17 protein-coding genes and 1 pseudogene are annotated in these 23,123 nt (G+C 58.5%); 13 read left to right on the top strand and 5 right to left on the bottom strand.

The annotated features are described in order from the left end of the window. Nucleotides 1–34: 34 nt before the first annotated feature. Nucleotides 35–2,494, top strand: a complete 2,460-nt coding sequence (locus AC3ITY_RS24850) for an EAL domain-containing protein (RefSeq protein WP_489305578.1) — start codon at nt 35–37, stop codon at nt 2,492–2,494. Between the two features lie 76 nt (nt 2,495–2,570). Then, nucleotides 2,571–3,332: an iron-containing redox enzyme family protein gene (locus AC3ITY_RS24845; protein WP_489305576.1), complete on the top strand. Its 762-nt coding sequence runs from the start codon at nt 2,571–2,573 to the stop codon at nt 3,330–3,332. A 138-nt stretch (nt 3,333–3,470) separates the two neighbouring features. Here AC3ITY_RS24845 and AC3ITY_RS24840 read toward each other — a convergent pair whose 3' ends face one another. From AC3ITY_RS24840 to AC3ITY_RS24820, 5 genes are all read right to left on the bottom strand, one after another. Next, nucleotides 3,471–4,397: a GGDEF domain-containing protein gene (locus AC3ITY_RS24840; protein ID WP_489305575.1), complete on the bottom strand. Its 927-nt coding sequence runs from the start codon at nt 4,395–4,397 to the stop codon at nt 3,471–3,473. Nucleotides 4,398–4,764: 367 nt separating this feature from the next. Beyond that, on the bottom strand, nt 4,765–5,505 hold the full coding sequence (locus tag AC3ITY_RS24835; RefSeq protein ID WP_007999919.1) for a YciK family oxidoreductase: 741 nt from the start codon (nt 5,503–5,505) through the stop codon (nt 4,765–4,767). Nucleotides 5,506–5,667: 162 nt separating this feature from the next. Beyond that, complete coding sequence (gene mupP / locus AC3ITY_RS24830) at nt 5,668–6,339, bottom strand: N-acetylmuramic acid 6-phosphate phosphatase MupP (RefSeq protein ID WP_007999922.1); 672 nt, start codon at nt 6,337–6,339, stop codon at nt 5,668–5,670. Between the two features lie 4 nt (nt 6,340–6,343). Beyond that, the gene (gene ubiG, locus AC3ITY_RS24825) at nt 6,344–7,042 is read right to left on the bottom strand and encodes a bifunctional 2-polyprenyl-6-hydroxyphenol methylase/3-demethylubiquinol 3-O-methyltransferase UbiG (protein WP_489305573.1); all 699 of its coding nucleotides are present in this window, start codon (nt 7,040–7,042) and stop codon (nt 6,344–6,346) included. A 58-nt stretch (nt 7,043–7,100) separates the two neighbouring features. Then, nucleotides 7,101–8,435, bottom strand: coding sequence for a TRZ/ATZ family hydrolase (locus AC3ITY_RS24820; RefSeq protein WP_489305572.1), 1,335 nt, complete (start codon nt 8,433–8,435; stop codon nt 7,101–7,103). 108 nt (nt 8,436–8,543) lie between these two features. On the opposite strand from AC3ITY_RS24820, the gene mtnA reads away from it, so the two are divergent. The 11 genes and pseudogenes from mtnA to AC3ITY_RS24765 all read left to right on the top strand — a co-directional run bounded on the left by mtnA (nt 8,544) and on the right by AC3ITY_RS24765 (nt 22,854). Further along, nucleotides 8,544–9,620, top strand: a complete 1,077-nt coding sequence (mtnA, locus tag AC3ITY_RS24815; RefSeq protein ID WP_489305571.1) for an S-methyl-5-thioribose-1-phosphate isomerase — start codon at nt 8,544–8,546, stop codon at nt 9,618–9,620. Between the two features lie 364 nt (nt 9,621–9,984). Next, a complete protein-coding gene (gyrA, locus tag AC3ITY_RS24810; RefSeq protein WP_056727165.1) occupies nt 9,985–12,639 on the top strand; it encodes a DNA gyrase subunit A in 2,655 nt (884 codons plus the stop codon). A 92-nt stretch (nt 12,640–12,731) separates the two neighbouring features. Then, nucleotides 12,732–12,812, top strand: a pseudogene (locus AC3ITY_RS24805) (outer membrane lipoprotein carrier protein LolA); the annotation flags it as partial. 28 nt (nt 12,813–12,840) lie between these two features. Beyond that, the gene (gene serC / locus AC3ITY_RS24800) at nt 12,841–13,926 is read left to right on the top strand and encodes a 3-phosphoserine/phosphohydroxythreonine transaminase (RefSeq protein ID WP_489305569.1); all 1,086 of its coding nucleotides are present in this window, start codon (nt 12,841–12,843) and stop codon (nt 13,924–13,926) included. Next, nucleotides 13,926–15,020 carry a prephenate dehydratase gene (gene pheA / locus AC3ITY_RS24795; RefSeq protein WP_007939916.1) on the top strand — a complete coding sequence of 365 codons (1,095 nt, stop codon included), beginning with the start codon at nt 13,926–13,928 and terminating at the stop codon, nt 15,018–15,020. The genes serC and pheA overlap by 1 nt, the downstream gene beginning before the upstream one ends. Nucleotides 15,021–15,033: 13 nt before the next feature. Then, nucleotides 15,034–16,146, top strand: coding sequence for a histidinol-phosphate transaminase (gene hisC, locus AC3ITY_RS24790; protein WP_489305567.1), 1,113 nt, complete (start codon nt 15,034–15,036; stop codon nt 16,144–16,146). A 28-nt stretch (nt 16,147–16,174) separates the two neighbouring features. Next, nucleotides 16,175–18,382, top strand: a complete 2,208-nt coding sequence (locus AC3ITY_RS24785; RefSeq protein WP_489310988.1) for a bifunctional prephenate dehydrogenase/3-phosphoshikimate 1-carboxyvinyltransferase — start codon at nt 16,175–16,177, stop codon at nt 18,380–18,382. After that, on the top strand, nt 18,379–19,068 hold the full coding sequence (cmk, locus tag AC3ITY_RS24780; RefSeq protein ID WP_007985391.1) for a (d)CMP kinase: 690 nt from the start codon (nt 18,379–18,381) through the stop codon (nt 19,066–19,068). The genes AC3ITY_RS24785 and cmk overlap by 4 nt, the downstream gene beginning before the upstream one ends. A gap of 120 nt (nt 19,069–19,188) precedes the next feature. Continuing rightward, complete coding sequence (gene rpsA, locus AC3ITY_RS24775; RefSeq protein ID WP_007973639.1) at nt 19,189–20,880, top strand: 30S ribosomal protein S1; 1,692 nt, start codon at nt 19,189–19,191, stop codon at nt 20,878–20,880. Between the two features lie 374 nt (nt 20,881–21,254). Then, nucleotides 21,255–21,557 carry an integration host factor subunit beta gene (gene ihfB / locus AC3ITY_RS24770; protein ID WP_489305566.1) on the top strand — a complete coding sequence of 101 codons (303 nt, stop codon included), beginning with the start codon at nt 21,255–21,257 and terminating at the stop codon, nt 21,555–21,557. A 253-nt stretch (nt 21,558–21,810) separates the two neighbouring features. Then, on the top strand, nt 21,811–22,854 hold the full coding sequence (locus tag AC3ITY_RS24765) for an LPS O-antigen chain length determinant protein WzzB (protein ID WP_489305564.1): 1,044 nt from the start codon (nt 21,811–21,813) through the stop codon (nt 22,852–22,854). Nucleotides 22,855–23,123 lie beyond the last annotated feature (269 nt).

Here is a 23,123-nt window from a genome sequence, read left to right as displayed (position 1 = left end):
AAGACGAGCAGGCAGTGCTAATGCAAGGGACCACATGAATCAAACGCGGACTCTCGGAACGCCACGGTTGTTGGGCATCGTCTGGCCATTTATCGCCGTTGTGGTGTTTCAAGCCTTGTTGGGCGGCGTTAGCCTTTACGTGCTGTCGGCGGTTCGCGGCTATGTTGCCGGCGAAAGCCTGTGGTCCAAGGGCCAGAAAGACGCCATCTATTACCTCAACCTCTACGCCGACAGCGGCGACGAAGTGATTTTTCGTAAATACCAGAACGCCATTTCCGTGCCTCAGGGCGGGCATGAGTTGCGTGTGGCGCTGGATCATCAACCGCCGAATATCGAGGCGGCACGTGTGGCGATTCTCAAGGGGGGCAACCATCCGGATGACATCACCAGTGTGATCTGGCTGTACCTGAATTTCCGGCACTTCAGTTACCACGAGAAAGCCATCGACCTTTGGAGGGTGGGCGACGCCTATCTGGTGCAACTCGATGCCATTGCGCGGGAGATGCATCAGCGCATCACCACCAGGCAGGCCACCGATGCCGATATCAAGCACTGGAAGGATCAGATATTCGTCATCAACGAAAGTGTGACACCGGCGGCGAAGGCCTTCAGCGATGCCTTGGGCGAAGGCTCGCGGATGATCCTGCGACTGTTGCTGGTGACCAACCTCGCCACCGCCCTGGGCTTGATTGCATTGGCCTTGATGCGCACCCATAAACTGCTCAAGCAGCGCCATGCCTTCGCTGATGCGCTGCAGCTGGAGAAAGAACGGGCGCAGATCACCCTGCAATCGATTGGCGACGGCGTGATCACCACGGATGTATCAGGTGCGATTGCCTACATGAATCCGGCGGCCGAGGCGTTGACCCACTGGAAGGCCGAGCAGGCGACAGGTTTGCCGCTGGCGGCGCTGTTCAACCTGCTGGACGAAAATGCCCAGACCGATGGGTTCACCCTGATCGAGCATATTCTGAGCGGCCAGCTCAGTGGCGGCAGTGAACACTCCAAGCTGATTCAACGCCTGGACGGCAGCACGGTGTCGGTCACGCTGGTGGGCGCGCCGATCCGCAATGCTGGCAAAGTCAGCGGGACGGTGCTGGTGCTGCATGACATGACCCAGGAGCGGCAATACATCGCCAATCTGTCGTGGCAGGCGACCCACGACGCCTTGACCGGGCTTGCCAACCGCCGAGAATTCGAATATCGCCTGGAACAGGCGCTGCACAACCTGACCCGCTACGCGGGTCGCCATGCCCTGATGTTCCTCGATCTGGATCAGTTCAAACTGGTCAACGATACCTGCGGCCATGCGGCGGGCGACGAACTGTTGCGGCATATCTGTGCCTTGTTGCAATCCGGGCTGCGCGAAGGCGATACCCTGGCGCGCCTGGGCGGCGACGAGTTCGGCATCCTGCTGGAAAACTGCGCACCGGAAGCGGCGGAGAAAATTGCCGAGAGCCTGCGCCAGACTGTGCAGAATCTGCATTTTGTCTGGAAGGGCCGGCCTTTCGTGACCACTGTCAGTATCGGGCTGGTCCATGTCGCACAGAATCCGACGACGCTCGAAACCTCGCTACGTGCTGCTGACATGGCGTGTTACATGGCCAAGGAAAAGGGCCGGAACCGGGTCCAGGTCTATCATCCGGATGACTCGGAATTGTCCCTGCGCTTCGGCGAAATGGCCTGGGTGCAGCGTTTGCACATGGCGCTGGAGGAGGACCGTTTCTGCCTGTACGCCCAGGAAATTGCCCCCTTGGGTCATGTCAATCAGGGCTGCGGGCACATTGAAATTCTGCTGCGATTGCATGATGAAGCCGGGCGGATGATCTTGCCTGACAGCTTCATTCCGGCTGCCGAGCGTTATGGCCTGATGAGCTCGCTGGATCGTTGGGTGGTGCAGAACGTGTTCAAGATCATTGCTCAATGCCGGGCCGAGCAAGGCCCCGGGCCGCTGGCCATGTGTGCGATCAATCTGTCAGGCACGACGATCGGGGATGAGGCGTTCCTGGGCTTCTTGCGCCAACAGTTTGTGACGTATTCAATTCCGCCTGAAATGATTTGTTTTGAAATTACTGAAACCAGCGCTATTTCAAATCTTGGCAGCGCCATCCGATTCATTAATGAACTCAAAGGCTTAGGGTGCCATTTTTCACTGGATGATTTTTGTGCCGGAATGTCCTCATTCGCATACCTGAAACATTTGCCTGTAGACTTCCTGAAGATCGACGGGAGTTTCGTAAAGGATATGCTGGACGACCCGATTAACCGCGCCATGGTCGAAGTGATCAATCATATTGGCCATGTGATGGGTAAACGCACGATTGCCGAGTTTGTCGAAACACCCCAGATCGAGCAGGCATTGCTGGAGATCGGGGTGGATTACGCTCAAGGGTATGTGATTGAACGCCCGCAGCTGTTTACCTGCGATAGCTTGCTGAGTCGTCCTGCCAGGCCTCAGCCGCTGTTGTTCAAGGCGCCTGGCACGTTCCGTTGAAACTCCTGCCGATCTCACAATCACAATCAAAAGGAGCTCGACAGTGATCGACACATTCAACCGAACCGGACCGCTCATGGAAGCTGCAAGTTATCCTGCCTGGGCCCAGCGCCTGATCCAGGATTGCAGCGAGAGCAAGCGCCGGGTTGTCGAACACGAACTGTACCAACGCATGCGAGACAACAAGCTCAGTGCGAAGACCATGCGCCAGTACCTGATCGGTGGCTGGCCGGTGGTCGAACAGTTCGCGTTGTATATGGCACAAAACCTGACCAAGACCCGCTTTGCCCGTCATCCCGGCGAAGACATGGCCCGTCGCTGGCTGATGCGCAACATCCGCGTCGAACTGAACCACGCCGACTACTGGGTGCACTGGAGTCGCGCGCACGGTGTCAGCCTGGAAGAGCTACAGGCCCAGCAGGTTCCCCCTGAGCTTCACGCCCTGAGCCATTGGTGCTGGCACACCAGTTCAGCCGACTCGCTGATCGTCGGGATTGCCGCCACCAACTACGCCATCGAAGGGGCGACCGGGGAATGGTCGGCGGTAGTGTGTGCCAACGGTATCTACGCCGCCTCGTTCCCCGAGGAAGATCGCAAGCGGGCGATGAAGTGGCTGAAGATGCATGCCCAGTACGACGATGCCCATCCATGGGAAGCCCTGGAAATCATCTGCACATTGGCGGGCACCAACCCGAGCAAATCCCTGCAGGTGGAGCTGCGCCAGGCCGTTTGCAAGAGTTACGACTACATGCACCTGTTTCTCGAACGTTGCATGCAATTGGAGCACGCAGAGCGGGTGCCAGTCGTGCGTGAGCGGATGGCACTGGCCGAAGGCTGATTCAATCGCTGCTTGAAAAACAACTGTGGGAGCGAGCCTGCTCGCGAATACGGACTGTCAGTCAACATCATCGTTGAAGGTCAGATCCCATTCGCGAGCAGGCTCGCTCCCACATTGGTTTGTGTTGTGGCTGAAAAATCAGCCCGCCATCTCCAGCCGGTTACGACCTTCGCGCTTGGCCACATACAGCGCGCTGTCTGCCCGTCGCAACAGGCTTTCGGCAGACTCGCCGGGCAACAGGGTCGAACAGCCGAGGCTGACCGTCAGCAGGATCCTGTGGCCATCGGCCAGGTACTCTTCAGACTGCGCTGCAAACCGCAGCCGCTCACCGACCAACGACGCGGCCTCGCGGCAGGTGTTCGACAGCAGGATCAGGAACTCTTCACCGCCATAGCGGAACACCATGTCCACGTTGCGCAGCTGGTTTTTGATCGTGGCAGCGACCGCCTTGAGCACGTCATCGCCAGTACTGTGGCCATGGGTATCATTGACTTGCTTGAAATGATCGATGTCCAGCATCAGCACCGACAACGGTTGCAGATGGCGCCTGGACAGTTCGATTTCCCTTTGCAGCGTCTGGTCCATGGCGATGCGGTTGCCGGTGCCCGTCAGCGGGTCGCGCAGTGCGCTTTGGGTGGCGGTACGGTAAAGCAGCGCATTGCGCATCGGGAAAAGCAGCGCAGCCAGCAGTGATTCGAGATTGCCCTGTTCCTGTTCGCTGAAACGCTGATTGCGACGGAAAGTCAGCTCACCCAGGTGTTCGCCTTCGTGGCTGAGGCTGTAACTGATGGAATGATGGCCGCGTTGGCCGAACTCCAGGCGCAGGTCACTGCTCTTGTGCAGGTAGCACAAGGCGTCCAACGGCACCAATCGCTGAATTTCGCGATAGAAAGTCCCAAGAATGCGTTGCGGCTCCAGACTGGTTTGCAACTGCAGGCTCAGTTGCTGGCGCAATTGCGCAAGACTGACAGGCCTTTCCAGAAGAGGCGGCTGCTGACCAAAGCCCAGGCGCTGCAATTTGGCGCTATCGAAGTCAATTGCGTTGGTCTGGGAAGGTGGTTTCATAAGGCGTGCGCCCCTAAGCAGTAAGGCTGTCTTACAAGCAGGGTGAGAGCGGCTTAGGGCTGCGCGTCGTACTGGTCCGTCAGTCCCGTAGGACATTTCGTACAAGTTTAATCCGCTTTGTAGAAGATGAGTAATCTCTGCACTCAAGCTTCACCCCCGTCTGCTTTCACGTTGCGTGTCTGAGCAAACTTAGAGCGAAAGTCGTGCCATTCGGTTCATCTGAATAAAATCTGTATTAAATCAATTGGTTGTGGCTTGTCTGTTGCCTGTGTAGCGCTGCGTCCGACGTTTGTTTGACAGGTGCCTGGCTCGAGTTCGAGCGCCGCGACAGGAAGCTGACGCGGCACTAAAAAGCGACGTGCGGTCGTTACTGGGCGTTGAACGCCTGGCCATTGATACCGGTGCTGTCCGGGCCCATCAGGTAGAGGTAGACCGGCATGATCTCCTCGGGCGTCGGGTTGTTCAGCGGATTTTCACCCGGGTAAGCCTGGGCGCGCATGCTGGTGCGGGTAGCACCCGGGTTGATGCTGTTGGAGCGTACCGGGGCCACGGTATCGACTTCGTCAGCCAGGGTTTGCATCAGGCCTTCAGTGGCGAACTTGGAGACACCGTAAGCGCCCCAGTACGCACGTCCCTTGCGGCCGACGCTGCTGGAAGTGAACACCACCGAGGCGTCCTGCGACAGCTTGAGCAGCGGCAGCAGTGTGCTGGTGAGCATGAACATGGCATTGACGTTGACTTGCATGACCCGCATGAAGTTTTCGCCGGAAAGCTGCTCGATCGGCGTGCGCGGGCCGATGATCGAAGCATTGTGCAGCAGGCCGTCGAGATGCCCGAATTCGCTTTCGATCATGGCCGCCAGCTCATCGTATTGATGGGGCAGGGCGGTTTCGAGGTTGAACGGGATCACCGCCGGTTGTGGATGGCCGGCGGCTTCGATTTCGTCGTAGACCTGGGTCAGGTTGGCTTCGGTCTTGCCCAGCAACAGCACGGTTGCGCCGTGGGCCGCGTAGGTTTTTGCCGCTGCGGCGCCGATGCCGCGTCCTGCGCCGGTGACCAGAATGACCCGATCCTTGAGCAGCTCGGGGCGGGCGGAATAATCAAACATAAAAAACCTCAACAAATCAGAGTTCGGGCGACCGTTGCACGATCACTGTAGGAGCGAGCTTGCTCGTGATGTTCGTTAACGCTTACGCGAAAAGCCTGACAGCCCGCGGCGTTCTCATTTGTTTCGCGAGCAAGCTCGCTCCTACAGAGGTCAACGACAGACTCAGCAGCTACAGAGGGCGCTATCCAAAACCTTGCGCAACTCCAGCGGATGATCGACCACCACATCCGCACCCCAATGCCGCGGATTATCATCCGGGTGGATATAGCCAAAGGTCACCGCAGCAGTCTTGGTGCCGGCATCGCGGCCCGACTCGATGTCGCGCAAGTCATCGCCGACGAACAGTACGCTGGCCGGGTCCAGGTCGAGCATCTTGCAGGCGAGTATCAGCGGTTCCGGGTCCGGTTTGCTGTTCTTCACATGATCCGGGCAGATCAGCAGCGCCGAACGTTCAGCCAGCCCCAACTGTTGCATGATCGGCTCGGCGAAGCGCAGCGGCTTGTTGGTGACCACGCCCCAGATCAGGTTGGCTTTTTCGATGTCGGCCAGCAATTCAGCCATGCCGTCGAACAGCTTGCTGTGCACCGCACAACCCACGAGGTAGCGTTCCAGAAACTCCAGGCGCAGCTCCTCGAAACCCGGCGACTCCGGGTCCATGGCGAAGGTCACCGCGACCATTGCCCTGGCGCCGCCGGAAATCTCGTCGCGGATGTGCTTGTCGTTCATCGGTGGCAAGCCGCGGTCGGCACGCATCGCCTGACAGATCGCAATAAAGTCCGGCGCGGTGTCGAGCAGGGTGCCGTCCATGTCGAAAAGAACTGCTCTGATTGGCATCGGCTTACTCCTCGCGCAGGGTCTGGATCATGTAGTTGACGTCCACGTCGGAGGCCAGTTTGTAGTGCTTGGTCAGCGGGTTGTAGGTCAGGCCGATGATGTCCTTGACGGTCAGGCCGGCCATGCGGCTCCAGGCGCCAAGTTCGGAGGGGCGGATGAATTTCTTGAAGTCGTGGGTGCCGCGCGGCAGCAGCTTCATGATGTATTCGGCGCCGACGATGGCGAACAGGTACGCCTTCGGGTTGCGGTTGATGGTCGAGAAGAACACCTGGCCGCCGGGTTTGACCATGCGGAAGCAGGCACGGATGACCGACGACGGGTCCGGCACGTGCTCAAGCATTTCCAGGCAGGTGACCACGTCGAACTGCTCGGGCATTTCCTCGGCCAGGGCTTCGGCGGTGATCTGCCGGTATTCGACGCTCACGCCCGACTCCAGTTGATGCAACTGGGCAACCGCCAACGGCGCTTCGCCCATGTCGATACCCATCACGGTCGCACCGCGTTGGGCCATGGCTTCGCTGAGGATGCCGCCGCCGCAACCGACGTCGACGACTTTCTTGCCGGCCAGGTTAACCCGCTCGTCAATCCAGTTGACCCGCAGCGGGTTGATGTCGTGCAGCGGTTTGAATTCGCTTTCGCGGTCCCACCAGCGATGGGCCAGGGCCTCGAATTTGGCGATTTCGGCGTAGTCGACGTTGCTCATGGTTTAAGTCCTCTAAAACTTGAAAAATCCTGTTGCCCCGGATTGCGTTCCAGGGTGCTTACGATTCGGTGCGGCCGCTGATGCGCTGGCCCCAGGCCCTCGCGACAGCGCCAAGCTGTTGTTCATCCAGGCGTGTCAGGCGACGGTCGTCGAGCAACTGCTTGCCGGCAACCCAAAGGTGTTTCACGCAGTCCCGGCCGGTGGCGTATATAAGCTGCGAAACCGGGTCGTAGACCGGCTGCTGGGCCAGGCCGGAGAGATCGAAAGCCACCATGTCCGCCGCTTTGCCGATTTCCAGCGAGCCGACTTCGGCCTCGATACCCAATGCCCGGGCACCATTGAGGGTGGCCATGCGCAAGGCGCGATGGGCATCCAGCGCGGTGGCCGATCCGGCGACAGCCTTGGCCAGCAGGGCCGCGGTGCGGGTTTCGCCGAGCAGGTCCAGGTCATTGTTGCTGGCCGCGCCATCGGTGCCGACTGCGACATTGACCCCGGCCTCCCACAAACGCTCGACCGGGCAGAACCCGCTGGCCAGCTTCAGGTTCGACTCGGGGCAATGAATCACATTGCTGTTGCTTTCTACCAGCAGTGCCAGGTCTTCATCGCTGATCTGGGTCATGTGAACCGCCTGGAAACGTGGCCCCAGCAAGCCCAGGCGCGCCAGGCGGGCCAGCGGTCGTTCGCCGCGTTGCTCTATCGATTGCTGCACTTCGAAGGCGGTTTCATGTACGTGCATGTGAATCGAAGCGTCCAGCTCTTCGGCAATCACCCGGATTTTTTCCAGGTTTTCGTCGCCCACGGTGTAGGGTGCATGGGGGCCGAAGGTGATTTTGATGCGCTCGTGGTGCTTGAGATCGCCAAACAGCTCAACGCCCTGACGAATGGCTTCGTCCGCGGTAGCGGCGCCCGGAATGGGGAAATCGAGGATCGGAATCGCGATTTGTGCGCGAATGCCGCTGTTGTGCACGCGCTCGCTGGCAACCTTCGGGAAGAAGTACATGTCAGAGAAACAGGTGATGCCGCCTTTGATTTGCTCGGCGATGGCCAGATCCGTGCCGTCGCGCACGAAGTCCTCGTCGACCCACTTGGCTTCGGCGGGCCAGATGTGGTTTTCCAGCCAGGTCATCAATGGCAGGTCATCGGCCAGGCCGCGGAACAGTGTCATCGCCGCGTGCCCGTGGGCATTGATCAGGCCGGGGCTGAGCAGCATGTCGGGCAATTCGCGGGTTTCGGTTGCGTTAAGCTTCAGCGCGACGGAACGTGGACCGACAAACACGATGCGTCCATCACGGATGCCCACGCCATGTTCCTTGAGGACAACACCAGCGGGTTCGACGGGTACCAGCCAGGTCGGCAGCAATAACAGGTCGAGCGCAGCGGCAGTGTTCGGCATCGAGGGTCGGTTCCAGTGTTTTTGTAAGGGATGGCGAAGTATACCCGAGCGTCTTCGCGGGGGGATCGCTATAATCGGCGGCTTTTGTTCATGAGTGCGGGGTGAGGGATGCGCGATCGACTGTTGGCTGCGGAAAAGGTAAAGGCCATCGATTGGCGTGATGGCGCTCTCCATCTGCTGGATCAGCGTATTTTGCCGTTCGAGGAAACCTGGATTGCTTACACCAGCGCTGCTGGCGTGGCCGAGGCCATTCGCTCGATGGTGGTGCGTGGCGCGCCGGCCATCGGCATTAGCGCAGCCTATGGCATCGTACTGGCGGCCCGCGCCCGGATTGCCGAAGGTGGCGACTGGTACGCTGCGCTGGAAGAGGATTTCATGCTGCTGGCCGATTCCCGTCCTACGGCGGTCAACCTGTTCTGGGCGCTGGGTCGCATGCACGACCGGCTTGATCGCCTGAAAGACAATGCCGATCCGCTGGCGGTGCTGGAAGCAGAGGCCATCGCCATTCACGAAAGTGATCGCGAAGCCAACCTGACCATGGCCCAACTGGGTGTGGACCTGATCCGCAAGCATCAGGGCAACGCCCAGGCGATCCTGACCCACTGCAACACCGGCGCGCTGGCCACGGGCGGCTTTGGCACCGCGCTGGGGGTGATTCGTGGTGCATTCATCGAGGGTATGGTCGAGCAGGTCTATGTCGACGAAACCCGCCCATGGCTGCAGGGCTCGCGACTGACCGCGTGGGAGCTGGCCAATGAAGGCATTCCCGTGACCCTCAATGTCGATTCCGCCGCGGCGCATATCATGAAGACCAAAGGCCCTACCTGGGTCATCGTCGGCGCGGACCGGATCACCGCCAATGGCGATGTGGCCAACAAGATCGGCACCTATCAACTGGCCGTCAACGCCATGCACCACGGCGTACGCTTCATGGTGGTGGCGCCGAGTTCGACCATCGACATGAACCTGGCCAGTGGCGATGACATTCCGATTGAAGAGCGTGATGGTCGCGAGCTGCTGGAGGTCGGTGGCAAGCGCGTCGGGGCCGACGTCAATGCCTTTAACCCGGTGTTCGACGTGACGCCGGCGGACCTGATCGATGCGATCGTCACCGAAAAAGGCATCGTCGAACGCCCGGATACAGCGAAAATGGCGCAGTTGATGTGTCGTAAGCGTCTGCATTGATAATCTTTGGTGTCTGGTAAGCCGCCATCGCGAGCCTGCTCGCGATGGGGCCGTCAAACTCAATGAATCAACCCGAATCAGCCACAAATTCTCCATTCAACACGGCTCTAAGCCTCTCTCGTCCCCTTCAAGCCTGTCACCGGTCAACTAACTACTCTCCATGCGCATCTGGGGGATAGGTGCGTGGCGGCTCTTGTGATAACATCCGGCGGTTTCCAGGGTTGCCCCAAGTGGCGACCCGTACTGCGCAGATCCATGGCATAACTCGTTGATTTGTTGTAAGCCAATGCATGGCACTGAGCCTGCAGCGGCGAGCTTCGTTGGTCCTGACGAAGTTTCACCAGAAAAAGGAATCAGGCTTCTCATGGGCGAACTGGCCAAAGAAATCCTCCCGGTCAATATCGAAGACGAGCTGAAGCAGTCCTACCTCGACTACGCGATGAGCGTAATTGTCGGGCGGGCACTGCCGGATGCGCGCGATGGCTTGAAGCCCGTGCACCGGCGCGTGCTGTTCGCGATGAGCGAGCTGGGCAACGACTTCAACAAGCCGTACAAGAAATCTGCCCGTGTTGTCGGTGACGTGATCGGTAAGTATCACCCGCACGGTGATACCGCGGTGTACGACACCATCGTTCGGATGGCGCAGCCATTCTCCCTGCGCTACCTGCTGGTAGACGGCCAGGGCAACTTCGGTTCGGTGGACGGCGACAACGCCGCGGCCATGCGATACACCGAAGTGCGCATGACCAAGCTGGCGCACGAGCTGCTGGCTGACCTGCATAAAGAAACCGTGGACTGGGTGCCGAACTACGACGGCACCGAAATGATCCCGGCGGTCATGCCGACCCGTATTCCCAACCTGCTGGTCAACGGCTCCAGCGGTATCGCCGTGGGCATGGCGACCAACATTCCGCCGCACAACCTCGGTGAAGTCATCGACGGTTGCCTGGCGCTCATCGACAACCCTGAGCTGACCGTCGACGAGCTGATGCAATACATCCCCGGTCCGGACTTCCCGACCGCCGCGATCATCAACGGTCGCGCCGGCATCATCGAAGCCTACCGCACCGGTCGCGGGCGCATTTACATGCGCGCCCGCTCGATGATCGAAGACATCGACAAGGTCGGTGGCCGTCAGCAGATCGTCATCACCGAACTCCCATACCAGCTGAACAAGGCGCGTCTGATCGAGAAGATCGCCGAGCTGGTAAAAGAGAAGAAGCTGGAAGGCATCACCGAACTGCGCGACGAGTCCGACAAGGACGGTATGCGCGTCGTGATCGAGCTGCGTCGCGGTGAAGTGCCTGAGGTCATCCTCAACAACCTCTACGCCCAGACCCAGCTGCAAGCGGTGTTCGGTATCAACATCGTCGCGCTGATCGACGGCCGTCCGCGGATCCTGAACCTCAAGGACCTGCTGGAAGCCTTCGTCCGTCACCGCCGCGAAGTGGTGACCCGCCGTACCGTGTTCGAACTGCGCAAGGCGCGCGAGCGTGGTCACATCCTTGAAGGTCAAGCGGTTGCCCTGTCGAACATCGATCCGGTCATCGCCCTGATCAAGGCGTCGCCTACGCCATCGGAAGCCAAGGAAGCGCTGATCAGCACGCCTTGGGAATCCTCGGCCGTGGTGGCGATGGTTGAACGTGCCGGCGCCGATTCGTGCCGTCCGGAAAACCTCGATCCGCAATACGGTCTGCGCGACGGCAAGTACTTCCTGTCGCCAGAACAGGCGCAAGCCATTCTGGAACTGCGTCTGCACCGCCTGACCGGTCTGGAACACGAAAAACTGCTGGCCGAGTATCAAGAGATCCTCAACCAGATCGGCGAGCTGATCCGCATCCTCAACAGCGCCACGCGCCTGATGGAAGTGATCCGCGAAGAGCTGGAAGTGATTCGCGCCGAGTACGGCGACGTACGTCGCACTGAGATCCTTGATGCGCGTCTGGACCTGACCCTGGGTGACATGATCCCGGAAGAAGAGCGCGTCGTGACCATTTCCCACGGTGGCTACGCCAAGACCCAGCCATTGGCTGCGTACCAGGCCCAGCGTCGTGGCGGTAAAGGCAAATCGGCAACCGGCGTCAAGGATGAGGACTACATCGCTCACCTGCTGGTTGCCAACAGCCACACCACGCTGTTGCTGTTCTCCAGCAAGGGCAAGGTGTACTGGCTGAAAACCTACGAAATCCCTGAAGCGTCCCGCGCTGCCCGTGGTCGTCCGCTGGTCAACCTGCTGCCGCTGGATGACGGTGAATACATCACCACCATGCTGCCGGTCGAGGAATACACCGAAGGTCACTACATCTTCATGGCCACCGCTAACGGCACCGTGAAGAAGACCCCGCTGGAATCCTTCAGCCGTCAACGCAGCGTCGGCCTGATCGCGCTGGAGCTGGACGAAGGCGACGTGCTGATTTCCGCGGCCATCACCGATGGCGAGCGCGAAGTGATGCTGTTCTCCGACGGCGGCAAGGTCACCCGCTTCAAGGAATCCGACGTTCGCGCCATGGGCCGTACCGCCCGCGGTGTGCGTGGCATGCGTCTGCCGGAAGGCCAGAAGCTGATTTCCATGCTGATCCCGGAAGAAGGCAGCCAGATCCTCACCGCTTCGGCGCGTGGCTACGGCAAGCGCACGGCGATCACCGAGTTCCCTGAGTACAAGCGTGGCGGTCAGGGCGTTATCGCCATGGTCAGCAACGAGCGTAACGGCCGTCTGGTCGGTGCGGTCCAGGTGCTCGACGGTGAGGAAATCATGTTGATTTCCGACCAGGGCACCCTGGTGCGCACCCGTGTCGACGAAGTGTCCAGCCTGGGTCGTAACACCCAGGGCGTGACCCTGATCAAACTGGCCAACGACGAAACACTGGTCGGGCTGGAGCGGGTTCAGGAACCGTCGGAAGTCGAGGGTGAAGAGCTGGAAGGTGAAGAGGGTGAAGGGTTTGTCGGTGAAGTCGTGATCGACGACGTTGCCGAAGACCAGCAACTCGACGCCGCCGCTGACGAAGAACCACAGGAATAAGCGGGTAAACAGGGGGCGGATGAAAATTCGCCCCCTTGTTGTTTGTCCGTACGGAAATACTGAAATCCCATGTAGGAGCGAGCTTGCTCGCGATGGTCGTCAACGATAACGCAGGGCGTCTGGTGCACCCTTGTGCTCTCAGGTTTTTCGCGAGCAAGCTCGCTCCTACAGTGATACCACCAAATCAGAGCGAGATTGGATGTGAGCAAGAGAGCCTATAACTTCTGTGCCGGTCCTGCGGCGCTTCCCGAAGCTGTCCTGCAGCGCGCCCAGGGTGAACTCCTCGACTGGCACGGCAAGGGTCTGTCGGTCATGGAAATGAGCCATCGCAGCGATGAGTTCGTGTCCATCGCCACCAAGGCCGAGCAGGATCTGCGTGATCTGCTGAATATCCCCTCGAACTATAAAGTGCTGTTTCTGCAAGGTGGCGCCAGCCAGCAATTTGCTCAGATTCCTCTGAACCTGTTGCCGGAAAACGGCTCTGCCGACTATATCGACACCGGTATCTGGTCGCAGAAGGCCATCGAAGAAGCTTCGCGCTACGGCCACGTCAATGTTGCCGGCACCGCCAAGCCTTACGACTATTTCGCCATTCCCGGCCAGAACGAATGGAAGTTGTCGAAAGACGCGGCCTACGTTCACTACGCGCCGAACGAAACCATCGGTGGCCTGGAATTCCAATGGATTCCCGAGACCGGTGATGTTCCGCTGGTGGCCGACATGTCTTCGGACATCCTGTCGCGCCCGGTGGATGTTTCGCGCTTCGGCATGATCTACGCCGGCGCCCAGAAAAACATCGGCCCGAGTGGTATCGTCGTCAACATCGTTCGCGAAGACCTGCTGGGTCATGCGCGCTCCATTTGCCCGACCATGCTCAACTACAAGGTCGCGGCCGATAACGGTTCGATGTATAACACCCCGCCGACCCTGGCCTGGTACTTGTCCGGCCTGGTGTTCGAGTGGCTCAAGGAGCAAGGCGGCGTCGAGGCCATCGGCAAGCTCAACGAAGTCAAACAGCGCACGCTGTACGGCTTCATCGATGCCAGCGGCCTGTACAGCAACCCGATCAACAAGTCGGATCGCTCGTGGATGAACGTGCCGTTCCGCCTGGCTGATGATCGTCTGGACAAGCCGTTCCTGGCGGGTGCCGACGAGCGTGGCCTGTTGAACCTCAAGGGCCACCGTTCCGTGGGCGGCATGCGCGCCTCCATCTATAATGCTGTCGACATCAACGCCGTCAACGCGCTGGTTTCGTACATGGCAGAGTTCGAGAAGGAACACGGCTAATGTCTGAGCAAGAACTCAAGGCACTGCGCCTGCGCATTGATGCCCTGGACGAAAAGGTCCTGGAGCTGATCAGTGAGCGTGCGCGCTGCGCCCAGGAAGTCGCGCGGGTAAAGATGGCCTCGCTGGCCGAAGGCGAAGTGCCGGTGTTCTATCGTCCTGAGCGCGAAGCTCAGGTGCTCAAGCGTGTCATGGAGCGCAACCAGGGGCCGCTGGGCAACGAAGAGATGGCGCGGTTGTTCCGTGAAATCATGTCTTCGTGCCTGGCGCTCGAGCAGCCGCTGAAAGTGGCTTATCTCGGCCCTGAAGGTACTTTCACCCAGGCGGCGGCCATGAAGCACTTCGGCCACGCGGTGATCAGCAAGCCGATGGCGGCGATCGACGAAGTGTTCCGTGAAGTGGCGGCCGGTGCGGTGAATTTTGGCGTGGTGCCGGTGGAAAACTCCACCGAAGGCGCGGTCAACCACACCCTCGACAGCTTCCTGGAACATGACATGGTGATCTGCGGCGAAGTCGAGCTGCGTATCCACCATCACCTGCTGGTCGGTGAAAACACCAAGACCGACAGCATCAGCCGTATCTACTCCCACGCCCAGTCACTGGCCCAGTGCCGCAAGTGGCTGGACGCCCACTACCCGAATGTCGAGCGCGTGGCGGTGTCGAGCAACGCCGAAGCGGCCAAGCGGGTCAAGGGTGAGTGGAACTCGGCGGCGATTGCCGGCGACATGGCGGCCGGCCTGTACGGGCTGACCCGATTGGCCGAGAAGATCGAGGATCGCCCGGACAACTCCACGCGCTTCCTGATGATCGGCAATCAGGAAGTGCCACCGACCGGCGACGACAAGACGTCGATCATCGTTTCGATGAGCAACAAGCCGGGTGCGCTTCACGAGTTGCTGGTGCCGTTCCACGACAACGGCATTGACCTGACGCGTATCGAGACCCGTCCGTCGCGCAGCGGTAAATGGACCTACGTGTTCTTCATCGATTTCGTCGGCCATCATCGCGACCCGCTGGTCAAAGGTGTGCTGGAAAAGATCAGTCAGGAAGCAGTGGCACTCAAAGTGCTGGGTTCCTACCCGAAAGCAGTTCTCTAAGGGGCGGTAGCAAATGAGTGGCAATTTCCTCGCTCTGGCACAGCCGGGCGTGCAACAACTTTCGCCTTACGTTCCGGGCAAACCCGTGGACGAACTGGCTCGTGAGCTGAATCTCGATCCAGCCAGCATCATCAAGTTGGCGAGCAACGAAAACCCGTTGGGCGCCGGCCCCAAGGCGCTGGCGGCCATCCGCGACGCGCTGGCCGAGTTGACCCGCTATCCGGACGGCAACGGTTTTGCGCTCAAGACCCTGCTGGCCGAACAATGCCGTGTCGAACTGAATCAAGTGACGCTGGGCAATGGCTCCAACGACATTCTTGAGCTGGTGGCGCGCGCCTATCTGGCGCCGGGCCTGAATGCCGTGTTCAGCGAGCATGCATTCGCGGTCTACCCGATTGCCACCCAGGCGGTCGGCGCAGAGGCCAAGGTGGTTCCGGCCAAGGATTGGGGGCATGACCTGCCTGCAATGCTGGCAGCCATCGATGCCAACACCCGCGTGGTGTTCATCGCCAATCCGAACAATCCGACCGGGACCTGGTTCGACGCTGAGGCGCTGGACGAATTCCTGCAGGATGTTCCGGAGCATGTGCTGGTCGTACTGGACGAGGCTTACATCGAATACGCCGAAGGCAGCGATCTGCCGGACGGCCTGGACTTCCTGGCGGCTTATCCGAACCTGCTGGTTTCCCGTACCTTCTCCAAGGCCTATGGCCTGGCGGCACTGCGCGTGGGTTATGGCTTGTCCACGGCGATAGTCGCAGACGTGCTGAACCGTGTACGTCAGCCGTTCAACGTCAACAGCCTGGCCCTGGCGGCAGCCTGTGCGGCGTTGAAGGACGAAGAGTATCTGGCGCAAAGCCGTCAGTTGAACGAGTCCGGCATGCAGCAACTGGAAGCCGGTTTCCGTGAGCTGGGGCTGAGCTGGATTGCGTCGAAAGGCAATTTCATCTGCGTCGATCTCGGTCAGGTCGCGGCCCCGGTGTTCCAGGGCTTGCTTCGTGAGGGCGTGATCGTGCGTCCAGTGGCCAACTATGGCATGCCGAACCACCTGCGCATCACCATTGGCCTGCCGGCAGAGAACAGCCGCTTCCTTGAGGCGCTGACCAAGGTTCTGGCTCGTGGTTGATGTTACTGCGCTGCAATCTGCTGAACCTATGATCGGTCGCCTGGTGGTGGTCGGTCTCGGGTTGATCGGCGGTTCGTTTGCCAAGGGTTTGCGTGAAAGCGGTCTGTGCCGCGAAGTGGTCGGGGTCGATCTCGATCCACAATCGCGCAAGCTCGCGGTCGAGTTGGGTGTGGTGGATCGCTGCGAGGAAGATCTGGGCGTTGCGTGTCAGGGCGCCGACGTCATCCAGTTGGCAGTGCCGATCCTGGCCATGGAGAAAGTGCTCGCGCGTCTGGCGGGCATGGATCTGGGGCAGGCGATCCTGACCGATGTCGGCAGTGCCAAGGGCAATGTGGTGCGTGCAGCCACCGAAGCATTTGGCAAGATGCCGTCATGCTTCGTGCCGGGGCACCCGATTGCCGGTTCGGAGCAGAGTGGGGTGGAAGCCTCCAACGCCGAGCTGTTCCGTCGCCACAAAGTGATCCTGACGCCGCTGGATCAGACCGATCCGGTAGCCCTGGCGGTAGTCGACCGTTTGTGGCGCGAATTGGGCGCCGATGTCGAACACATGCAGGTCGAGCGTCACGACGAAGTACTGGCCGCGACCAGCCATCTGCCGCACTTGCTGGCGTTCGGTCTGGTCGATTCGTTGGCCAAGCGCAATGAAAATCTTGAGATCTTCCGTTACGCTGCGGGCGGTTTCCGCGATTTCACGAGAATCGCCGGAAGCGACCCGGTCATGTGGCACGACATCTTCCTCGCCAACCGCGAAGCTGTCCTGCGCACACTCGATACATTTCGCAGCGATCTCGACGCCTTGCGCGACGCGGTCGATGCAGGGGATGGGCACCAATTGTTGGGCGTTTTCACTCGCGCCCGGGTTGCCCGCGAGCATTTCAGTAAAATCCTGGCCCGCAGGGCCTATGTGGACGCTATGAATTCCAACGATCTGATTTTCCTGGCTCAACCTGGTGGCCGCCTGTCCGGTCGGATTCGCGTACCGGGTGACAAATCGATTTCCCACCGTTCGATCATGCTCGGCTCCCTGGCCGAAGGTGTCACTGAAGTCGAAGGCTTCCTCGAGGGCGAAGATGCCCTGGCGACCTTGCAGGCTTTCCGTGACATGGGCGTGGTCATCGAAGGTCCGCACCACGGTCGCGTGACCATTCACGGCGTTGGCCTGCATGGTCTGAAGCCGGCGCCAGGTCCGATCTATCTGGGCAACTCCGGTACTTCGATGCGTCTGCTGTCCGGCCTGTTGGCTGCGCAGAACTTCGACAGCACCCTGACCGGCGACGCTTCGCTGTCCAAGCGCCCGATGAATCGCGTGGCCAATCCGCTGCGTGAAATGGGCGCGGTGATCGAAACCGCCGCTGAAGGTCGCCCGCCGATGACCATTCGTGGTGGCAACAAGCTCAAGGGCCTGACCTACACCATGCCGATGGCCAGTGCCCAGGTTAAGTCCTGCCTGTTGTTGGCCGGTCTGTATGCCGAAGGCAAGACCACGGTTACCGAGCCTGCTCCGACCCGCGACCACACCGAGCGCATGCTCCGTGGCTTCGGCTACCCGGTAGCGGTCAACGGTGCGACCGCATCGGTCGAGTCCGGCAATAAACTGACCGCGACCCACATCGAAGTACCGGGCGATATTTCGTCTTCGGCGTTCTTCCTGGTGGCGGCGTCGATCGCTGAAGGTTCGGAGCTGGTGCTGGAGCACGTCGGCATCAACCCGACCCGTACCGGTGTGATCGACATCCTGCGCCTGATGGGCGCCGACATCACCCTGGAAAACCAGCGTGAAGTGGGTGGCGAACCGGTGGCTGACTTGCGCGTACGTGCAGCTAAACTCAAAGGTATCGAGATTCCCGAGGCGCTCGTCCCGCTGGCGATCGACGAGTTCCCGGTGCTGTTCGTCGCCGCAGCCTGTGCCGAAGGGCGCACCGTGTTGCGTGGCGCCGAAGAGCTGCGGGTCAAGGAGTCGGATCGCATCCAGGTCATGGCTGATGGTTTGCTGGCGCTGGGCGTCAAGTGCGAGCCGACCCCGGATGGCATCATCATCGACGGCGGCCAGATCGGCGGCGGTGAAGTGCACGGTCATGGTGATCACCGTATTGCCATGGCGTTCAGCGTTGCTTCGCTGCGCGCCAGTGCGCCGATCCGCATTCATGATTGCGCCAACGTCGCGACGTCGTTCCCGAATTTCCTGGCGCTGTGCGCGCAGGTCGGTATTCGCGTGGCACAAGAGGCACAGTCGTGATCAACATTGCACCGGTCATCACTATCGATGGGCCAAGCGGGTCGGGCAAGGGCACGGTAGCCGGGATTCTGGCCAAGCGCCTGGGCTGGAACCTGCTGGATTCCGGTGCGTTGTACCGATTGCTGGCCTTCGCTGCGCATAACCATGGTGTTGACCTGACCAACGAAGAGCTGCTGAAGAAACTCGCCGCTCATCTGGATGTGCAGTTCATCGCGGCGACGGACGGTCAGTTGCAACGCATCATTCTGGAAGGTGATGAAGTCAGCGATGTCATTCGCACCGAAAGCGTCGGTTCCGGCGCTTCCCAGGTGGCTGCGCTGCCCGCTGTACGCGAGGCGCTGCTGCAGCGCCAGCGTGCTTTTCAGGAAGCGCCGGGCCTTGTGGCGGATGGTCGCGACATGGGCACAGTGGTTTTTCCCGACGCGCCGCTGAAGATTTTTCTGACCGCCAGCGCCGAGGAACGGGCGCGCCGTCGATATTTGCAGTTGAAGGGCAAGGTCGAGGGTGTTAGTCTGTCGAGTCTGCTAGATGAGATACGTGCGCGCGATGAGCGTGACACCCAGCGAGCGGTAGCCCCGCTCAAACCGGCGGCTGACGCCATACAGCTGGATTCCACGGAATTATCCATCGACCAGGTGCTGGAACGCATCATGAGCGAGATCGCCATTCGCGATATCGCCGGGTGACCAAGAAGGCCGCAGGGGACCAGTCATAGTCCTGCGGTGGCTTCTTTTAAATGAAACTAACCCACACCGTCTGGGGTGTGGAGATGGGCGTATTCTTCGCCCTCATCAACAGGAATTAAAATGAGCGAAAGCTTTGCGGAACTCTTTGAAGAAAGCCTAAAAACCCTGAACCTTCAGGCAGGCTCCATCATCACCGGTGTTATCGTTGATATCGATTACCAGGCTCGCTGGGTAACCGTTCACGCTGGCCTGAAGTCTGAAGCACTCATCCCGCTTGAGCAGTTCTACAACGACGCTGGCGAACTGAACATCAACGTCGGTGACGAAGTTCACGTTGCTCTGGACTCGGTTGAAGACGGCTTTGGTGAAACCAAGCTGTCCCGTGAAAAAGCCAAGCGCGCTGAATGCTGGATTGTTCTGGAAGCAGCCTTCGCAGCCGAAGAAGTGGTCAAGGGCGTTATCAACGGTAAGGTTAAAGGCGGCTTCACTGTCGACGTTAACGGCATCCGTGCGTTCCTGCCAGGTTCTCTGGTTGACGTCCGTCCAGTGCGCGACACCACGCACCTGGAAGGCAAAGAGCTGGAATTCAAGGTCATCAAGCTGGACCAGAAGCGCAACAACGTTGTCGTTTCCCGTCGTAGCGTCCTGGAAGCCGAGAACTCCGCCGAGCGCGAAGCTCTGCTGGAATCCCTGCAGGAAGGCCAACAAGTCAAAGGTATCGTCAAGAACCTCACCGATTACGGCGCATTCGTCGATCTGGGTGGCGTCGATGGCCTGCTGCACATTACCGACATGGCTTGGAAGCGTATCAAGCATCCTTCCGAAATCGTCAACGTTGGCGACGAGATCGATGTCAAGGTTCTGAAGTACGATCGCGAGCGCAATCGTGTTTCCCTGGGCCTGAAGCAACTGGGCGAAGATCCATGGGTTGCTATCAAAGCCCGTTACCCAGAAAGCACTCGCGTTACCGCGCGTGTAACCAACCTGACCGACTACGGCTGCTTCGCTGAGCTGGAAGAAGGCGTTGAAGGTCTGGTACACGTTTCCGAAATGGACTGGACCAACAAGAACATCCACCCTTCGAAAGTCGTACAAGTCGGCGACGAAGTGGAAGTTATGGTTCTGGACATCGACGAAGAACGTCGTCGTATCTCCCTGGGCATCAAGCAGTGCAAATCTAACCCGTGGGAAGATTTCTCTGGCCAGTTCAACAAGGGCGATAAAATCTCCGGCACCATCAAGTCGATCACCGATTTCGGTATCTTCATTGGTCTGGACGGCGGCATCGACGGTCTGGTTCACCTGTCCGACATCTCCTGGAACGAAGTGGGCGAAGAAGCCGTTCGCCGCTTCAAGAAGGGCGACGAGCTGGACACCGTTATCCTGTCGGTTGACCCAGAGCGCGAGCGCATCTCCCTGGGTATCAAGCAACTGGAAAGCGATCCGTTCTCCGAGTACGTTCAAGAGAACGACAAAGGCGCCATCGTTAAAGGCATCGTGAAGGAAGTTGACGCTAAAGGCGCCATCATCACTCTGGCCGACGATATCGAAGCGACTCTGAAAGCCTCCGAAATCAGCCGTGACCGCGTTGAAGACGCGCGCAACGTTCTGAAAGAAGGCGAAGAAGTAGAAGCCAAGATCATCAGCGTTGACCGCAAGAGCCGTGTAATTCAGCTCTCGATCAAGTCGAAAGACGTTGAAGACGAGAAAGAAGCAATCCAGAGCCTGCGCGACAAGCCAGTAGCTACTGATGCTCCTGTGGCCACCACTCTGGGTGACCTGCTGCGTGCACAAATGGAAAAGCAGAACTAAGTTCTGACTTTCTGTAAAAAAGGGCGACTTCGGTCGCCCTTTTTTGTGCCTGGATTTTACCTGGGTTGAACAGAATATTGGCCTGCAGAGGAGGGGGCGTGGAAACTCAGGGCGATTAACGTTGTCTCTTTCTTTAATCGGATCAATCGTTTATTTGCAGCTAGTCTTGTGCCTGAAGGCGAACGACGGTCGGGCGGGGTGCCTGGCATAAAAATGTGAATGAAAAGGTTCGTCGTGATTGCCGTACTGTACATTGGCGGGTTATACGACTAATGCAAGGACCCATGCGGTACGCGGGGGCTGTTCAAAATCTTCCGGGCGTGCAAAAGCATCTTTGATGCGCTGATCTAGCTGGCTGAAAAAGAAGGGAAAATATGACGAAGTCGGAGTTGATCGAACGAATTGTCACCCATCAAGGGCTGCTCTCATCAAAGGATGTGGAGTTGGCCATCAAGGCCATGCTTGAGCAAATGTCGCAATGCCTGGCCACCGGCGATCGCATCGAGATCCGTGGCTTCGGGAGTTTCTCACTGCACTATCGCGCACCGCGCGTGGGGCGCAATCCGAAAACCGGTCAGTCAGTCAGCCTTGATGGCAAGTTCGTTCCGCATTTCAAGCCCGGTAAGGAGTTGCGTCATCGGGTGAATGAGGATGAGGAGGGTTACAGTAACGATTAGTTGGCGAGACAGCAGTCGCTTCAGGCGATTCGTAATCACAGGAATTGTGTTGTTTTTATCAATTGCATGCCTGCTCTTTGTGCTAGAAAACCAGCAGCTTGTTGTCGTCTCCTGGGGGGTGGTAATCCTGGTATCCTGCGCGATCGTTGAGAGGGGAGGGATTTTGGGTATTAAGATTTTTCGTTGATGACTCACAAATGGTCTACATTCATGGAAGTAATGTAATTATTTAAGTATGAAAGGCTAAAAACATATGCATGTCGACTCAAATAAAAAAACCGGTCTCGATGATTTTGAGTTTCAAAGATTTGTGTGCGCTATTTTTCGGCAAAAGTTTGTTATTTTAGCTTTTACGATTCTAGGTGCTGTACTTGCAGCAGCCTATGCGTTTCTTGCTACGCCAGTCTATGAGGCGAAGGTGTATTTGGTGCCGCCAACTCAGAATGATGTTGCTAACTTTAATTATGGTCGAATGAAAGAGTCGGAGTTAGTGCCTTACAGTGTTAAATTTGTCTATGACATTTATACGCGGCGTTTGCAGGCAGAGTCGTTGCGTCGAGATTTTTTTCGCAAGGTTTATCTTCCGAGTTTAACTGCGGACGAACGCAAGAGCTCCCAAGATGCCTTGTATTCGAAATTTTCTCAGGTACTTCGTGTGGTTCCGCCGCTCAAGGAATCCTCTGACAGATATTCTGTTGTCGTTCAAACTAATAACCCTGAAAAAGCCAAGGCATGGGTCACTGCGTACGCTGAGCAGGCTGGGGATTTGGCCAAGAGCGAAATGATCAAGAACGTTGCAACTGAATCTGAAGTTCGCGCACGTAATCTGGAGCAGCAAATAAGTGCCGCCAGAGATAGGAGTCGCAATGAGAGAGAGGACTCGATTGTCAGGCTGGGGGAGGCGCTGCGGATAGCTGAGTCAATTGGTCTGGAGCGGCCCCCTGCAATCACGGTGAACCAATCAGCTATTGCGGGGGGAGAAACAGGCCAGCTTACGTACATGCGTGGCTCGAAAGCGTTAAAGGCTGAAATAGAGAATCTACAGGCTCGCAAGTCGGATGACCCGTTTACGGATCGCTTGCGTGATCTGCAGGTTAAATACAATTTTTTCAAGGGGTTGAGGGCTGACGCTGCGCTTGTAGCTGTCTATCGGCAGGATGGGGTGGTCGAACTGCCAGATTACCCTGTCAAGCCTAATAAGGTGCTGATCCTGATGTTGGGTGTGATTTCTGGTCTGATCCTCGGTTTAGCCTTCGTGTTGTTTCGTGGATTCTTTACCGCAAAACCGAATAGCTGAGTTTCGGTTCGGGATCTGTTTTGTATCAGTGCTGCGTCACCCAGAGGGGAGGCGTAGCTTTTTTTTAGGGAGAGCGTTAACTGATCGTCAAGTCGAAAAACAGCTTTTCTGCCGGGTTTACTATTCTGGCAGTCATGTCAATGTCAGTTTTGACAAGGTTTTTCTCAGAGGTTTACCTTCTCGACAGGCTCGCTTCTTTTCAAGGTGCGGGATGTGATCGAGCGTGTGTCCGCTAGCGGTGATCGTAAATTGAATGCTGCGTGCACACA

The sequence above is a fragment of the Pseudomonas sp. GL_091 genome (assembly GCF_057837725.1).
The sequence above is the reverse complement of the archived record's forward strand: the minus strand, read 5'-3'. Positions and strand labels throughout refer to the sequence as shown.

Excerpts from the sequence above, each read along its gene's own strand:
- AC3ITY_RS24850 (WP_489305578.1), top strand. The coding sequence starts at position 35 with ATGAATCAAACGCGGACTCTCGGAACGCCACGGTTGTTGGGCATCGTC.
- AC3ITY_RS24845 (WP_489305576.1), top strand. The coding sequence starts at position 2,571 with ATGGAAGCTGCAAGTTATCCTGCCTGGGCCCAGCGCCTGATCCAGGAT.
- AC3ITY_RS24840 (WP_489305575.1), bottom strand. The coding sequence starts at position 4,397 with ATGAAACCACCTTCCCAGACCAACGCAATTGACTTCGATAGCGCCAAA.
- AC3ITY_RS24835 (WP_007999919.1), bottom strand. The coding sequence starts at position 5,505 with ATGTTTGATTATTCCGCCCGCCCCGAGCTGCTCAAGGATCGGGTCATT.
- mupP (WP_007999922.1), bottom strand. The coding sequence starts at position 6,339 with ATGCCAATCAGAGCAGTTCTTTTCGACATGGACGGCACCCTGCTCGAC.
- ubiG (WP_489305573.1), bottom strand. The coding sequence starts at position 7,042 with ATGAGCAACGTCGACTACGCCGAAATCGCCAAATTCGAGGCCCTGGCC.
- AC3ITY_RS24820 (WP_489305572.1), bottom strand. The coding sequence starts at position 8,435 with ATGCCGAACACTGCCGCTGCGCTCGACCTGTTATTGCTGCCGACCTGG.
- mtnA (WP_489305571.1), top strand. The coding sequence starts at position 8,544 with ATGCGCGATCGACTGTTGGCTGCGGAAAAGGTAAAGGCCATCGATTGG.
- gyrA (WP_056727165.1), top strand. The coding sequence starts at position 9,985 with ATGGGCGAACTGGCCAAAGAAATCCTCCCGGTCAATATCGAAGACGAG.
- pheA (WP_007939916.1), top strand. The coding sequence starts at position 13,926 with ATGTCTGAGCAAGAACTCAAGGCACTGCGCCTGCGCATTGATGCCCTG.
- hisC (WP_489305567.1), top strand. The coding sequence starts at position 15,034 with ATGAGTGGCAATTTCCTCGCTCTGGCACAGCCGGGCGTGCAACAACTT.
- AC3ITY_RS24785 (WP_489310988.1), top strand. The coding sequence starts at position 16,175 with ATGATCGGTCGCCTGGTGGTGGTCGGTCTCGGGTTGATCGGCGGTTCG.
- rpsA (WP_007973639.1), top strand. The coding sequence starts at position 19,189 with ATGAGCGAAAGCTTTGCGGAACTCTTTGAAGAAAGCCTAAAAACCCTG.
- ihfB (WP_489305566.1), top strand. The coding sequence starts at position 21,255 with ATGACGAAGTCGGAGTTGATCGAACGAATTGTCACCCATCAAGGGCTG.
- AC3ITY_RS24765 (WP_489305564.1), top strand. The coding sequence starts at position 21,811 with ATGCATGTCGACTCAAATAAAAAAACCGGTCTCGATGATTTTGAGTTT.